Origin of the sequence: Halarchaeum nitratireducens (assembly GCF_017874695.1) — an archaeon.
GTDB lineage: Archaea > Halobacteriota > Halobacteria > Halobacteriales > Halobacteriaceae > Halarchaeum > Halarchaeum nitratireducens.
In genome coordinates, this window is record NZ_JAGIKY010000001.1 from 156,141 (window position 1) to 170,357 (window position 14,217).

The window sequence follows — 14,217 nt, forward strand, 5'->3', positions numbered from 1 at the left end:
ATGCTGCAGCGCGACTTCACGCTCATAGACGTCCTCGACCGCGCGGACACGCTGTTCGCCGATCGGGCTGTCGTGACCGCTCGTCCGGACGGGAGCCGCCACCGCTACACCTACGGCGACGCCGCGGACCGGATCGCCCGCCTCGCGGACGCGCTCGACGACCTCGGCGTCGGTTCGGACGCCCGCGTCGGCACCCTCGCGCGCAACCACTACCGGCACTTCGAGCTCTACTTCGCGCCCGCTTGCTCCGGGCGGAGCCTCCACATGGGTAACGTTCGGCTCCCCGAGACGGACCTCGCCGAGACGATCCGAGACGCCGGTGACGAGGTGCTGTTCGTCGACTCCGCGTTCCTCGATCGCGTCGAGGCGGTCGCGGACGACCTCGACACCGTCGAGCGGTACGTCGTCCTCGCCGAGACGGTGCCCGAGACGACGCTCGACCCCGTCGTGGCGTACGAGGACCTGCTCGCGGCGGGGTCGTCCGACTACGACTGGCCGGCGCTCGCGGAGGATCGGGAGTGCGGGCTCTGCTACACGACGGGGACGACCGGTCGACCGAAGGGCGTGACGTACACCCACCGCGCGCTCGCCCTTCACACGATGATGAACGGGCACGTCGACACGTACGCGATCGGCGCGCGCGACACCGTCTGCCCCGTCGTTCCGATGTTCCACGTCAACGCGTGGGGGTTCCCGTACGCGGCGGCGTTCGCCGGCGCGGACCTCGTCCTCCCCGGTCCGCACACGGACCCCGGGCCGCTCGCCGCGCTGCTCGCCGAGGAGGGCGTCACGGTCGCCGCCGGCGTTCCGACCGTCTGGCGGCGTCTCGCCGCATACCTCGACGAGACGCCCGCGGCGGACATCGACCCCGTGGAGCGCCTCGTCGTCGGCGGCGCGTCCGTCCCCCCGTCGCTCGTCCGGAGCTACGACGACGCACACGACGTCACGGTCCAGCAGGGGTGGGGGATGACCGAGACGTCGCCGCTCGGCCTCCTCACGCCGCTCGATCCGAGCCCGGGCGACGACGCGGCGCCGCGGACGACGGACGGCCGCCCGGTTCCCGGCATCTCCGTGCGCGTCGTCGACGAGGACGGGATCCGGGTCGCCCGTGACGGCGAGGCGATGGGCGAGCTCCACGTCCGCGGGCTGTGGGTGACCGAGGAGTACGCCTCGCGGACGCGCGACGTCGAGTCGCCGCTCACCGACGACGGCTGGCTGCGCACGGGCGACGTGGCGACGTGGGACGCCGACGGCTACGTCGACGTCGTCGACCGCACGGACGACCTGATCAACTCGGGCGGCGAGTGGATCTCCAGCATCGAACTGGAGGACGAACTGATGGCGCACGGGGACGTCGCCGAGGCCGCCGTGGTTCCGGTCGCGGACGAGACGTGGGGCGAACGCCCGCTCGCGGTCGTCGTGCCCCGCGGGGACGATCTCCCGGAGACGGACGCGCTCGACGCGCACCTCCGGGCGTCGTTCCCCTCGTGGTGGCTCCCCGATCGGTACGTCGTCCGCGAGTCGATCCCGCTGACGACGACCGGGAAGTTCGATAAGCGGGCGCTCCGCGAGCGGTTCGGGGACGCGGACGCCCGCGCCGACGACTCGACCGCCGGCGACGCGTAGGGGGGCAAGATTCACGGTCCTGCTGGCCGCAGAACGGGCATGGCGGTTCTCACCGCGGTCGACGGCGAGTCGATTCCGAGCAACCCGGTCCGCGAGGGCCAGACGTTGGCCGATCGCTTCGAGGAGCCACACGTCGTGTTGCACGTGATGCCCCAGGACGTCTTCGAGGAGTTCCGCGGTTCGACCGGGAGCGGCGGCGCGCCGTTCGCGTCCGCGGCGTCGTACGGCGACGGTGACGGTGCGGTCGGCGGCGGGCGCGGCGGGGAGTACACGGTCGAGGACGCGGAGCGCCACGCCCGCGGGGTCGCGCGTGACGTCGTCGAGGGGACGTTCGACGACGCGGCCGACCGGAACGTCGTGATACAGGGGCGCGTCGGCGACCCCGTCGCGGAGATCCTCGCCGAGGCCGACCGCCGCGACGCCCGCTACCTCGTCATCGGCGGTCGCAAGCGGACGCCGGTCGGGAAGGCGCTCTTCGGGAGCACGACGCAGTCGATCCTCCTCGACGCCGATCAGCCCGTCCTGACCGTCATGTCGGAGGGGTGAGCGACCGACAGAGCTAACCCGCACGGACTTGTGCCATCGTTTATGACAGTACGGGACTTACGCCGCTTCGAGTCGTCGCTCGATGCGGCCGGCGTCGCGGCGACCCGCGTCGACGCGGCCGACGTCGCCGACGCGCTCGACCGACTCGTCGAGACGCCGGCCGTCGGCGTCCCGCTCGGCATCGACGGCGTCTCGCTGGACGAGACGGTCGTCGACCTGCCGCCCACCCCTCGTCTCCTCAAGACCGCACGGACCGGCGTCACGCCCGTCGCGGCCGGCGTCGTCGAACACGGAACGTTCGTCCTCCGGAGCGACGCGGACGGGACCGAGCCCGTGAGCCTCTATCCGCCGACCCACGTCGGCGTCCTCCGCGCGAGCGACCTCCACGCGGACTTCACGGCCGCGTTCGACCGACTGGACGGGACGCTCGCCGAGGGCGGGAGCGCGATCCTCGCCACGGGCGCGAGCGCGACCGCCGACATGGGGGAACTCGTCCACGGCGTCCACGGACCCCGAACCGTCCACGCCGTGATCGTGGAGGACCGCTGAGATGAGAGACGAGTCGACACGCGCCGCCACGGCCGCGCACATCCGCGACCTCCTCGAAACGGAGGGCGACGCCGTTCACAAGAACACCACCCACCTGAACCGGGTGCGCTACGAGGCGAACGCGGCCGGCGGGGACATCGACGCGCTCCGATCGGAGGCGCGCGCGATCAAGGAGGAGGCCATCGAGCGCCTCCCGGAGCTCGTCGAGCGGGTGCGCGAGCGCGTCGCGGCGAACGGCGGACGGGTCTACGTCGCGGACGACGCCGCGGACGCGAACGACTACATCGAGCGCGTCGCGGCGAACGGCGGACGGGTCTACGTCGCGGACGACGCCGCGGACGCGAACGACTACATCGAGCGCGTCTGCGCCGACGCGGACGCGGACTCCGTGGTGAAGTCGAAGTCGATGACCACGGAGGAAATCGGCGTGAACGACGCCCTTGAGGCGGCCGGTATCGACGTCCACGAGACCGACCTCGGCGAGTTCGTCGTCCAGGTCGCCGACGAGTCCCCCTCGCACCTCGTCGGTCCCGCGATCCACAAGTCCCGCGCGGAGATCACCGCGCTGTTCAACGACGTCTTCGACCCCGACGTGCCCCTTGAGACGGCCGAGGACCTCACGCGCTTCGCCCGCGATCACGTCGGCGAGCGCATCGAGCGCGCGGACGTCGGCGTGACGGGCGCGAACTTCGTGCTCGCCGAGTCGGGGAGCATCGCGCTCGTGACGAACGAGGGGAACGCCCGCAAGTGCGCCGTCACGCCGGACACGCATGTCGCGGTCGCCGGCGTCGAGAAGCTGCTCCCGTCCGCCGCCGATCTGCCGCCGTTCGCCGAGCTCATCGCGAAGGCCGCGGGCGGACAGGACGTCGCCACGTACCTCTCCCTGCTTACCCCGCCCGTCGACTCGCCGACCATCGACTTCGACGCGCCGGATGAACCGCTCGGCGACGCCGACGACCGGACGTTCCACCTCGTGCTCGTCGACAACGGCCGCCTCGACATGCGCGAGGACGACGACCTCCGCGAGACGCTCTACTGCATCCGCTGTGGGGCCTGTGGCAACTCGTGTGCGAACTTCCAGCACGTCGGTGGCCACGCCTTCGGCGGCGAGACCTACACCGGCGGCATCGCCACCGGCTGGGAGGCCGGCATCCGCGGCGAGGCGGCGACCGACGACTTCAACGACCTCTGCACGGGCTGTTCGCGCTGCGTCGACGCCTGCCCGGTCGAGATCGACATCCCGTGGATCAACACCGTCGTCCGCGACCGCCGCAACCGGGGACACGACCCCGGGACGTTCGACCACCTCGTCGAGGGGCTGACGCCGGACGACGACCCGGGCGGCGTCGACGTCCAGAAGCGCCTCTTCGGGAACTTCGGGACGCTCGCGCGACTCGGGAGCGCGAGCGCGCCCCTCTCGAACTGGCTGGCCGACCGCGCGCCCGTTCGCGCGGCGATGGACCGCTGGCTCGGCGTCGACCGGCGCCGCGACCTCCCGTCGTTCGAGCGCGAGACGCTCCGCGACTGGTTCGCCGCCCGCGACCCCCTGCCGAGCGCCGGACGCGCCGACCGCGACGCCGTCCTCTACCCCGACGCCTACACGAACTACGTCCTCACGGGACGGGGGAAGGCGGCCGTGCGGACGCTCGAAGCCCTCGGCGTCGACGTGACGCTCGCGCCCTGCCACGAGAGCGGGCGCGCGCCGCTCAGCCAGGGGATGATCGAGACGGCGCGAACGCAGGCCGAGCGGGTGTCGGACGCGCTCGCGCCCGCGCTCGACGCCGGCCGAGACGTCGTCGTCGTCGAGCCGTCCGACATCGCTATGTTCCGCAACGAGTACGCGAGACTGCTCGACGACGCGACCCACGAACGACTCGCCGCGAACAGCTACGAGAGCATGGAGTACGTCTACGGCCTCCTCGAGAACGGCGCGGACGCTGACGCGCTTACCGGCGGCGGCGACGTCGCCTACCACGGCCACTGCCAGCAGCGGACGCTCGGCCTCGCGGGCTACACCGAGGCCGTCCTCCGGCGGGCCGGCCACGACGTCGTCACGAGCGACGTCGAGTGCTGCGGGATGGCGGGCTCGTTCGGCTACAAGTCCGAGTACTACGAGCTCTCGATGGACGTCGGCGCGGACCTCCGCGAGCAGTTCGCGGGCGACGACGGGCGTGGGACCGACCGTCGCGTCGCCGCCAGCGGGGCCTCCTGTCACGAACAGCTCCTCGCGCTCGCCTTCGACGGCGTCCCACACCCCATCGAGCTCGTCGTGCCGGACACGCCGGACGCGCGCTGACGCGGGCGCGTCGCCGATGCCGCCGCCCTGCCGCCGTCATCGCCCCGCTCTCGCCGAAACGTGGCTGACAATAGTGAACAAATTTTATACCCCCGCTGATGTATGTCGCTACTGTGCTAGAGAGTACGAGGGTCGTCTGTAGGGTCCCCCTGCAGCGACCGCCCGCTATCGAGGACGCGACCCGTCGCACCGCGGACGGCCGAGGCCGGGCGGCCACGCCCGCGAACGCGACCGAACCGATCACCCCCGGGGGCCGGTGAGATGGACGGGCGCATCGGCATCTCACACCTCGAGAAGGTGTACGGCGAGGGATCCGAACGCACGAAGGCCATCGACGACCTCTCCTTCGACATCGACGGCGGCGAGTTCACCAGCGTCGTCGGCCCCAGCGGTTGCGGGAAGAGCACGCTCCTCTACATCATCGCGGGGTTCCTCGACATCACGAACGGGACCGTCTCGGTCGACGGCACGCCCATCGACGGGCCGGGGACCGACCGCGGTGTCGTCTTCCAGGACTACGCGCTCTTCCCGTGGCGGACGGTGAAGGAGAACGTCCTCTACGGTCTCGAAGAGGCCGGCGTTCCGGACGAGGAGGCGGACGCGACGGCGCAGCGCTTCATCGACATGATGGACCTCTCCGGGTTCGAGAACAAGTACCCGAAGGAGCTCTCCGGCGGGATGAAACAGCGCGTCGCGCTGGCGCGAACGCTCGCCTACGACCCGAAGATCCTGCTGATGGACGAGCCCTTCGGGGCGCTCGATCAGCCGCTCCGCGAGACGCTCCAAGACCAGCTCATCGACATCTGGGGCGACCTCGATAAGACGGTCGTCTTCATCACGCACGACGTTGAGGAGGCCGTCTACCTCTCCGAACGCGTGATGATCATGACCCGCCATCCCGGGACGAAGAAGACCGTGACCGAGGTCGACCTCGATCGTTCGCGCCCGCGCGAGGACATCGTCACCTCCGAGGAGTTCACCCGGAAGAAAAACGAGGTCTGGCGCTCCCTCCGCGAGGAGACGAAATCGGAGGTGCAACCGTAACGTGGCGACCCACGACCTCTGGACTCCCGATCGACTCCCCGACCCGTTCGCGGGCGTCGCGAAGTTCCTCTTCGATTGGATCCCGCTGCTCGTCTTAGTGGTCGGCTGGGAGGTCGCGAGCGGGCGCGCGGTCTCGGAGTCGGTGCTCCCTCCGCCGACCGCGGTCGCCGCGGCGACCGTCGACCTCTTCGCCACCGGCGAGGTGATCCCGCACCTCGCCGTCTCGCTGCTCCGCGTCGGCGTCGGCCTGGGGCTCAGCATCGCGGTCGGCGTGCTCCTCGGGATCGGGATGTCCCAATCGGACGCCGTAGAGGACTTCTTCGACGTCTTCCTCTCGCTCATCTACCCGCTCCCGAAGACCGCGCTCGTCCCGCTCGCGCTCCTCTGGCTCGGGATCGGGACGAAGACGGCGGTCCTCATCGTCTTCCTCGCGTGTCTCCTCCCGATCGTGATGAACGCGAACAACGCCGCGGAGAACGTCGATCAGAACCTCATCCGCTCGGCGCGGATGATGGGAACGAGCGACCGCCGGCTGTTCTGGAAGGTCGTCATCCCGGCGACGATCCCGGAGATCCTGACCGGGATCCGGCAGGCGATCCCCTTCGCCTTCATTTCGCTCATCAGCGCCGAACTGATCGCCTCCGAGCAGGGCATGGGTCGTCTCATCCGCGACGCCGGTTCGATCGGGCGCTATCCCGCCATGTTCGCCACGATCGTCATCATCTCCGCGGTGGCGTACACCGCGGTCTACGGGTTCGAACAGATTCGTGAGCGGGTGTTAGTATGGACGTAGACACGCGTTCGCTCGACGCGTCGTCGGTCGTCGACTCCCTCAAGTCGATCTACTCGCTCGTCCTCCTCCTCGTCCTCTGGGAGGTCGTGACGCGGATGGGTCTGATCTATCCGTACTTCCTCCCCCAGCTCTCCGTCGTGATCGACGAGTTCGTGCTGCTGGTATCTTCGGGGCAGATGATCCACGCCGCGTACCTGACGCTCATGCGGGCGTTCGTCGGGCTCGCGGGCGCCGCCGTCGCCGGCGTCGTCATCGGGATCCTCTGCGCGCGCAACGCGCTCTTCGAGTGGTTCTTCGACCCGATCATCAAGATCGGCTACCCGGTGCCGGTCATCTCGCTCGTTCCGGTGTTCATGCTCTGGTTCGGGATCGGCGACGTCTCGAAGATCATCATGGTGGTCGTCGGGACGTTCTGGCCGGTCGCGGTCAACGCCCGCGACGCCACCCGGCAGGTCGATCGGAACCTCATCCGCTCGGCGCGGATGATGGGCACGGGCGATCGCCGCCTGCTGTGGCGCGTCATCCTCCCCGCGGCGTCGCCCGGGATCTTCACGGGCCTGCAGATCGCCACGCCCATCGCGCTCATCATCACGTTCGTCTTCGAGATGGTCGCGGGCGGCGGCGGGCTGGGCGCGCTCGAAATCGCCGGCGTCCGCGGCTTCAACTCCGCGCAGACGTACGCCGTGATCTTCGCGATCATCGCCATCGGTCTCGTGCTCGATCGGCTCCTGCGCGCCGCTCGGACCCGTCTCCTCGACTGGACCTGAGCGACTCGCCTTTTTCGCTTCGCCGACGGTCGTAGCGGCGCGTCGTCCGATCGATCGCGTCGTCCGAGGAGAAAGAGCGGCGGCCGCGCGGTCTCAGTTCTGGAACTCGTTCGTGGAGTGCTCCGTGACGTCGAAGGACTCGTCGATGAAGTCGAGTTCGACGAGGTCGTCGATGATGAATTGGAGTGCGTCCTGATCGACGGTGAGATCGCGGTGGTAGTCGTTCTCCGTGAAGAAGTACGACTCGACGGTCGACGCGGGAAGCTCGAAGTGACTCGCCGCCGCGCTCGCGGCCTCGCTCCGGTTGTTGCGCACGTAGTCGAAGAGGCCGGCGTAGTCCTCCGCCCACGCGGCCATGGCGTCCGGCTTGTTGTTGAGGGCGCGCTTCGAGGCGGTCGCGTACGTGAAGGGGTACTGCTGCGACCAGACGTCGGCGGAGCCGAAGACGCGGTTGAACCCCTCCGATCGGGCGCCGACGGCGAAGAGCGCGGGGTAGATGCCGGCGTCGATCTTCCCCTCGTTGAGCGCCGAGGTGTACGTCGGGAACCCCATCTCGACGAACTCGACGTCGTCGCGGCTGAGACCGGCGCTCCGGAGGCCCTTGACGTAGACGGAGTGGACACCGGTCCCGAGCGCGTTGACGGCGACCGTCTTCCCTTCGAGATCCGAGATCGACGTGATCCCCGAGTCCGGCGCGGCGAAGACCGACACGTCGTAGTTCTCGGGGGCCGCGTCCCAGAAGTCGACGCCGACGACGGAGAGCCCCTCGGGGACCGCGCTCTGGTTGACCGCGGACGCGAAGCTCACCGTGGACGTCATCACGACGTCCGCGCTCCCCGCCGCCATCTGGTTCAGCGAGGTCGGCGTCCCGGAGTTCCGCGTGACGTTGAGCTCGTAGGCCGAACCGGCGTTCTCGAGGTTCTCGCGGATCTCCGGGACGGCGAGCAGCGACGCCGCGTTCTCGATGGGAACGACGTAGTTGAAGTTGATCGTCGGCGTTCCGCCGCCGCCACCGCCGCCACCCGTACACCCGGCGAAGCCGGTGAGGCCAGCGGCGCCCGCGATTCCGGCCGCCTTGAGGTAGTCGCGCCTGTTGTATCGAGGCATCGTACCCGACGATACTTACCGATTTATAATAAGCTTTCGCCTCCGGGTCGCGGCGCGCTCCCGTCAGTCGGTTTGCACGTAGACGACGCCGTCCCGGACGACCACGTCGTACGACGGGACGACGTAGCTGTCGTCGCCGATGTGTTCGCCCGTTTCGAGGTAGAACGACCACCCGTGCCACGGGCAGGAGACGATGGAGTCGTCGCCGTAGCGCTGCTCGACGCGCTCTCCGGGGCCGCCCCACTCGCCGACGAGGCGTTTCTCCACGGGCCCCTCGCAGGCCGGGCCGCCGTCGTGCGGACACTGATTGCGGAGGGCGTAGAACTCGCCGTCGGCCTTGATGACGCCGACCTCGACGCGACCGACCTCGATGATCTCCACGTCGCCGTCCGCGAACGCGTCCGCCGCGCCGACCTCGATCTCGCCGTCGCTCACAGGCCGAACACCTCCGAGGCGTTCCGCCCGAGGATGTCCTTTCGCTGCTCGTCGTCCAGCATCGGGAGGTCCGTGATGATGTTCGGACTGTCGTAGTCCCAGTGCGGGTAGTCGGAGGCGTAGAGGAGGTGCTCCGTCCCGAGCATGTCGAAACAGATCTCGAGGAGATCGGGGCGCGCGGACTCCTCTAGGGGCTGGGTGCCGAAGTAGAAGTCGCTGATGTAGTCCCCGGGCGGCGCGTCGAGGAGCGGCGCCTCCTCGGCGCGCTTGAGGTACTCCTCGTCGAGGCGACTGATGAGGCCGGGGAGATAGGTGACGCCCGACTCCATGAAGACGATGTCGAGGTCCGGGAACTTCTCCGGGACCCCCTGACAGGCGACGCTGACGATCTGGGACATATTCGATTCGAGGAACCCCAGCGTGTGCGTCTCGATCATCTCTTCGTAGCCCGCCCGGACGTAGTCGTCGAGGCCGGAGCCGCCGGTGTGGTAGACGACGGGGAGCCCGAGGGCCTCACAGCGCTCGTAGATCGGGTCGTACTTGCGGTTCCCGAGCGGCGGACTGGCGCCCGCCGTGACCATGACGACGCCCTTGAACGCCCGCTCGTCCTCGATCCGATCGAGGACGTCCATCGACGCGTCGATGTCGTGGTAGGGGAGCGGGGCGAGCCCGTAGATGCCCTCGGCGGGGTCGAGCACCTCAGCGAGCATGTAGTCGATGTACCCCTTGATGAACGACTCGACGCGCCGATCGTCGGCCGTGACACCGCCCATGGCCAAGATGAGGTGCGAGATCTGGAGGGTCGCGTCGATGTCGAGGAACTCCATCCCCTCGATAACGTCCGCCTTCTCGTCGCCGCCCTGCGGGTAGTCCGAGAACTCCCGGTCGATCTTCCCGTAGTTCGATCGGTTCCCGGTCGACGTCGGGAAGAACGCGCTCAACCCCTGATTCACGCCCGTGCTGTCCCAGCCGCTGTTCTGAAACTTCGTCTTCCACGGCTCCGGCATGTAGGGGGCGATCTGATCGAAGGTGTCCGCGTAATGCCAGTCGCAGTCGACGACGAGGTGCTCGGCCGGATCGATCATCTGTGTCTCACCGTCATATGTCGTAGTACCACTGCGTCTGTAGCCGACAGTACATCATAAACCTTCGTGAAGGTATTCGCGCGCGGCGCCGACGCCTCGGGCCCCTCGAATACCCCACGATTTTAATACGACTTACTCACAACCTACCGGCCGTCGAATGACTGATAGACAGCGAACCGACCTCACTCCACCGGAGCCCGAGTCGTACGGTGGGCCGGTCGAGTACCTCTCGCAGGACGACCTGCGGGTGCCGACCCACCAGCTCGTCACTCCGGACGGGGCGTACGACGAATCGTCGATCCCGGACCTCGACGACGAGGCGTTTCGGGACCTCTACCGATGGATGGTCTCCGATCGGGTGTTCAACCGCCGGATGGTGAAGATCCAGCGCCGCGGCGAACTCGGCACGTTCGGGACGACGCGCGGCCAGGAAGCCAGCATCGTCGGGAGCGCGTACACCATCGCGCCGGACGACTGGATGTACCTCGGGCGGGCGTGGACGGCGATGTTCATGCGCGGCGTCCCGATGCGCGACATGATCCTCTTCTGGCGCGGTATCGAGGAGAGCCAGCAGTCCTTCGCGGAACACAACTCCCAGATCGCCATCGCCGTCGGGGCACACCTGCCGCTCGCCACCGGCACCGCGTGGGGGATGGACATCCGGGACGCGGACGAGATCACGATGGCATACCTCGGCGACGGCGCGACGAGCACCGGAGTCGTCCACGAGGGACTCAACCTCGCCGGCGCCCTGGAGGTCCCCGCGCTGTTCTTCTGCCAGAACAATCAGTACGCGATCTCGATGCCGTTCTCCGAGCAGACCGGCGCAAACACGATCGCGCAGAAGGCGCTGGCGTACGGCATCGACGCGATCCGCGTCGACGGGCAGGACGTCCTCGCGGTCTACGACGCCGTGATGGAGGCCCGCGAGCGCGTGAAGCGGGGCGAACCGGTGTTCGTCGAGTCCGTCACCTACCGTCTCGACGCGCACACCACCTCCGACGACCCGCACCGGTATCGGACCGAGGAGGAAGAGCAGGCGTGGGAGGAGAACGATCCCATCGAGCGCTATCGGTCGTTCCTCGAATCCGAGGGGCTCTGGGCGGCCATCGACCACGACGCGATCGTCGAGGAGATCAACGCGGAGTTCGACGCGGCGCTCGCCGCCGCGAACGACTTCTCCGAGCGCGAGGTCTCCGAGATGTTCGCGCACGTCTACGAGGAGCTCCCGCCCGAGCTCCGGCGTCAGCTCACCGAGTTCGAACAGTTCCTCGAGGAGCACCCCGAGGCGTACGACTACATCGATCAGCGACCCAAGGGATAAATGAACGCGACTATCGTAGAGGCGGTCAACGACGCACTGCACACGGAGATGGCGGCCGACGAGCGCGTGCTCGTCTTCGGCGAGGACGTCGCCCGGAGCGGCGGCGTCTTCCGCGCAACCGAGGGTCTCTTGGAGGAGTTCGGACACGACCGCGTCGTCGACACGCCGCTCTCCGAGATCGCCATCATCGGCGGCGCGACGGGGTTGGCGATGTACGGCTACCGGCCCGTCGCGGAGATCCAGTTCTCCGGCTTCCTGCCGCCCGCGTTCGACCAGCTCGTCTCGAACGCGAGTCGGATGCGCTGGCGGACCCGCGGGGAGTTCACGGCCTCGATGGTCGCTCGAATGCCCTACGGCGCCGGCGTCCGCGCGCTCGAACACCACTCGGAGAGCATGGAGGGCAGCTACGCCCACATCCCGGGGCTGAAGGTCGTCATTCCGAGCACCCCGAGCGACACGAAGGGGCTCCTCACCGCGGCGATCCGCGACCCTGACCCGGTCCTCTTCATGGAGCCGAAACGGATCTACCGCTCCTTCCGTGAGGAGGTCCCCGAGGGCGACTACGAGGTCCCCATCGGCGAGGCCGCGGTCCGCGAGGAAGGCGAGGACGTCACGCTCGTCTCGTGGGGGTCGATGATGCCGATGGCCGAGGAGGCCGCGGCGAACGTCGACGCCGACGTCGAACTCGTCGATCTCCGCACGATCTCGCCGATGGACACCGAGGCGGTCGTCGAGTCGGTGAAGAAGACCGGCCGCGCGGTCGTCGTTCACGAGGGACCCCGAACGGGCGGCGTCGGGAGCGACGTCGTCGCTCGCATCAACGACGAGGCGCTGATGTACCTCGAAGCTCCGGTCGAGCGCGTCACGGGCTTCGACACCCAGGTGCCGATGCTCTCGATGGAGGACTTCTACTTCCCGAACCCCCCGCGGATCGCCGCGGGCATCGAGCGCGCGCTCTCCGTCTGAGCCGCCACACCGCGTCTCGACTCGCCGACTCGACGCGCCGCCCGTCCCGACCCGGGCGATCGGCAGGGAAACACTAAAAGGGATTTGCGTTGACCTTGCGTTCATGGTCGAACGATCGTTCGAACTACCGGACTTAGGTGAGGGTATCGCGGAGGGCGAGCTGGTGGCGTGGGCCGTCGCGCCCGGCGATCACGTCGAGCAGGATCAGGTGATCGCGGAGGTCGAGACGGACAAGGCGCTCGTTGAGGTCCCCTCGCCGTACGACGGGACGGTGATCGAACTCCACGCCGAGGAGGGCGAGATGGTGCCCGTCGACTCCGTCATCGCCACGTTCGAGATCGACGCGAGCGAGGCCGACGCGGCCGCGACCGACGAAACCGACGCGACAAGTGAGACGGGATCCGCCGAGGCGGAGTCGGCGGAGCTCGAAACGGTCGAGGCGACGGAGGGGGGTGCGGAAGCGGCCGAGGCGGGCGGCGGCGCGCCGGGCGGTCGCGTGTTCGCCGCGCCGAGCACGCGGTCGCTCGCGCGAGACCTCGATGTCGACATCGGCACGGTCGAGGGCACCGGCGCGGGCGGACGCGTGACGGAGTCGGACGTCCGGCGAGCCGCGGCGTCGGCGTCCGGAACGACGAGCGCCGACGCCGACTCGGCGGCGCCGGTCGACGAGTCCGAGCCGGTCGTCGTGACGAGCGAGGGCGGGACGACGCGCGAGCGGACGCTGGCGATGCCGGCCACCCGGCGGCTCGCCCGCGAGCGCGACGTCGACATCAACGACGTCCCGGCGAGCGAGGAGCGCGAGGGCGAGGCGTTCGTCACGCCCGCGGACGTCGAGGCGTACGCCGAGTCGGGCGGATCGGCGGCCGAGAGAGCGAATAAAGCGACGACGTCGGGCACGAGCGCCGGCGCGTCGGCGGTCGGACCGAGCGCGACGGCCGAGTCGGACTCGTCGACCGGCGGCGAGCGCGTCCCCTATCGCGGCATCCGGCGGACGATCGGCGAGCAGATGGCGGAGTCGAAGTTCACGGCACCGCACGTCACCCATCACGACGAGTTCGACGCCTCGGAGCTCGTCGACCTCCGCGCGGAGCTCGCGGCGATCGCCGACGAGGACGACGTGAACCTCACCTACCTCCCGTTCGTCGTGAAGGCCGTGACGTCGGCGCTCAAGGAGGTGCCGTATCTCAACGCGAGCCTCGACGAGGAGGCGGGCGAGATCGTCCTGCACGACGAGTACAACATCGGGATCGCGGTGGCGACCGACGACGGCCTGCTCGTGCCCGTGATCAAACACGCGGACCGGAAGGGGCTGAAGGAGCTCGCGCGGGAGATCGACGACCTCGCCACGCGGGCGCGCGAGCGCTCGCTCCCCCGCGAGGCGATGCGCGGCGGGACGTTCACGATCACGAACATCGGGGTCATCGGCGGCGAGTACTCCTCGCCGATCATCAACTATCCCGAGGCCGGCATCCTCGCCATGGGGCCGATAAAGAAGCGCCCGTGGGTCGTCGAGGACGAAGTCGTCGCGCGGAAGACGATGACGATCTCGATGTCGGTCGACCACCGGCTCGTCGACGGCGCGGAGGCCGCGCAGTTCACCAACCACGTCCAATCGCTCCTCGCGGAGCCCGCTCGCCTCGTCTTGGAGTGACGCCGGCGTGACGAGCCGCCGGCCGATC

Annotated in this window: 13 protein-coding genes; 10 read left to right on the forward strand and 3 right to left on the reverse strand. The window is 69.0% G+C overall.

The features are described from left to right. From J2754_RS00740 to J2754_RS00770, 7 genes are all read left to right on the forward strand, one after another. Positions 1 to 1,626, forward strand: a complete 1,626-nt coding sequence (locus J2754_RS00740; RefSeq protein ID WP_211086403.1) for a long-chain-fatty-acid--CoA ligase — start codon at positions 1 to 3, stop codon at positions 1,624 to 1,626. Positions 1,627 to 1,665: 39 nt separating this feature from the next. Then, positions 1,666 to 2,172: a universal stress protein gene (locus J2754_RS00745; protein ID WP_188877177.1), complete on the forward strand. Its 507-nt coding sequence runs from the start codon at positions 1,666 to 1,668 to the stop codon at positions 2,170 to 2,172. Between the two features lie 42 nt (positions 2,173 to 2,214). After that, positions 2,215 to 2,721 (forward strand): LUD domain-containing protein, encoded by a 507-nt coding sequence (locus J2754_RS00750; protein WP_188877176.1) that lies wholly within the window; start codon positions 2,215 to 2,217, stop codon positions 2,719 to 2,721. 1 nt (position 2,722) lies between these two features. Continuing rightward, the gene (locus tag J2754_RS00755) at positions 2,723 to 5,017 is read left to right on the forward strand and encodes an LUD domain-containing protein (RefSeq protein WP_211086404.1); all 2,295 of its coding nucleotides are present in this window, start codon (positions 2,723 to 2,725) and stop codon (positions 5,015 to 5,017) included. A gap of 261 nt (positions 5,018 to 5,278) precedes the next feature. Next, a complete protein-coding gene (locus tag J2754_RS00760) occupies positions 5,279 to 6,061 on the forward strand; it encodes an ABC transporter ATP-binding protein (protein ID WP_188877174.1) in 783 nt (260 codons plus the stop codon). A 1-nt stretch (position 6,062) separates the two neighbouring features. Next, the gene (locus J2754_RS16005) at positions 6,063 to 6,854 is read left to right on the forward strand and encodes an ABC transporter permease (RefSeq protein WP_188877173.1); all 792 of its coding nucleotides are present in this window, start codon (positions 6,063 to 6,065) and stop codon (positions 6,852 to 6,854) included. After that, positions 6,845 to 7,621, forward strand: coding sequence for an ABC transporter permease (locus J2754_RS00770; RefSeq protein ID WP_211086405.1), 777 nt, complete (start codon positions 6,845 to 6,847; stop codon positions 7,619 to 7,621). The genes J2754_RS16005 and J2754_RS00770 overlap by 10 nt, the downstream gene beginning before the upstream one ends. A 93-nt stretch (positions 7,622 to 7,714) precedes the next feature. Here J2754_RS00770 and J2754_RS00775 read toward each other — a convergent pair whose 3' ends face one another. From J2754_RS00775 to J2754_RS00785, 3 genes are all read right to left on the reverse strand, one after another. After that, positions 7,715 to 8,728, reverse strand: coding sequence for an ABC transporter substrate-binding protein (locus J2754_RS00775; protein WP_188877170.1), 1,014 nt, complete (start codon positions 8,726 to 8,728; stop codon positions 7,715 to 7,717). A 63-nt stretch (positions 8,729 to 8,791) separates the two neighbouring features. Continuing rightward, on the reverse strand, positions 8,792 to 9,163 hold the full coding sequence (locus J2754_RS00780; RefSeq protein ID WP_188877169.1) for a Rieske (2Fe-2S) protein: 372 nt from the start codon (positions 9,161 to 9,163) through the stop codon (positions 8,792 to 8,794). Then, complete coding sequence (locus J2754_RS00785; protein WP_188877168.1) at positions 9,160 to 10,248, reverse strand: amidohydrolase family protein; 1,089 nt, start codon at positions 10,246 to 10,248, stop codon at positions 9,160 to 9,162. Before J2754_RS00785 ends, J2754_RS00780 begins: the two co-directional genes overlap by 4 nt. A gap of 157 nt (positions 10,249 to 10,405) precedes the next feature. Here J2754_RS00785 and J2754_RS00790 point away from each other — a divergent pair, with 157 nt between their 5' ends. The 3 genes from J2754_RS00790 (at position 10,406) to J2754_RS00800 (ending at position 14,189) form a co-directional block, all read left to right on the forward strand. After that, a complete protein-coding gene (locus J2754_RS00790) occupies positions 10,406 to 11,572 on the forward strand; it encodes a thiamine pyrophosphate-dependent enzyme (protein WP_211086406.1) in 1,167 nt (388 codons plus the stop codon). Further along, a complete protein-coding gene (locus J2754_RS00795) occupies positions 11,573 to 12,538 on the forward strand; it encodes an alpha-ketoacid dehydrogenase subunit beta (protein WP_188877166.1) in 966 nt (321 codons plus the stop codon). Positions 12,539 to 12,641: 103 nt separating this feature from the next. Further along, positions 12,642 to 14,189 (forward strand): 2-oxo acid dehydrogenase subunit E2, encoded by a 1,548-nt coding sequence (locus J2754_RS00800; RefSeq protein ID WP_188877165.1) that lies wholly within the window; start codon positions 12,642 to 12,644, stop codon positions 14,187 to 14,189. Positions 14,190 to 14,217 lie beyond the last annotated feature (28 nt).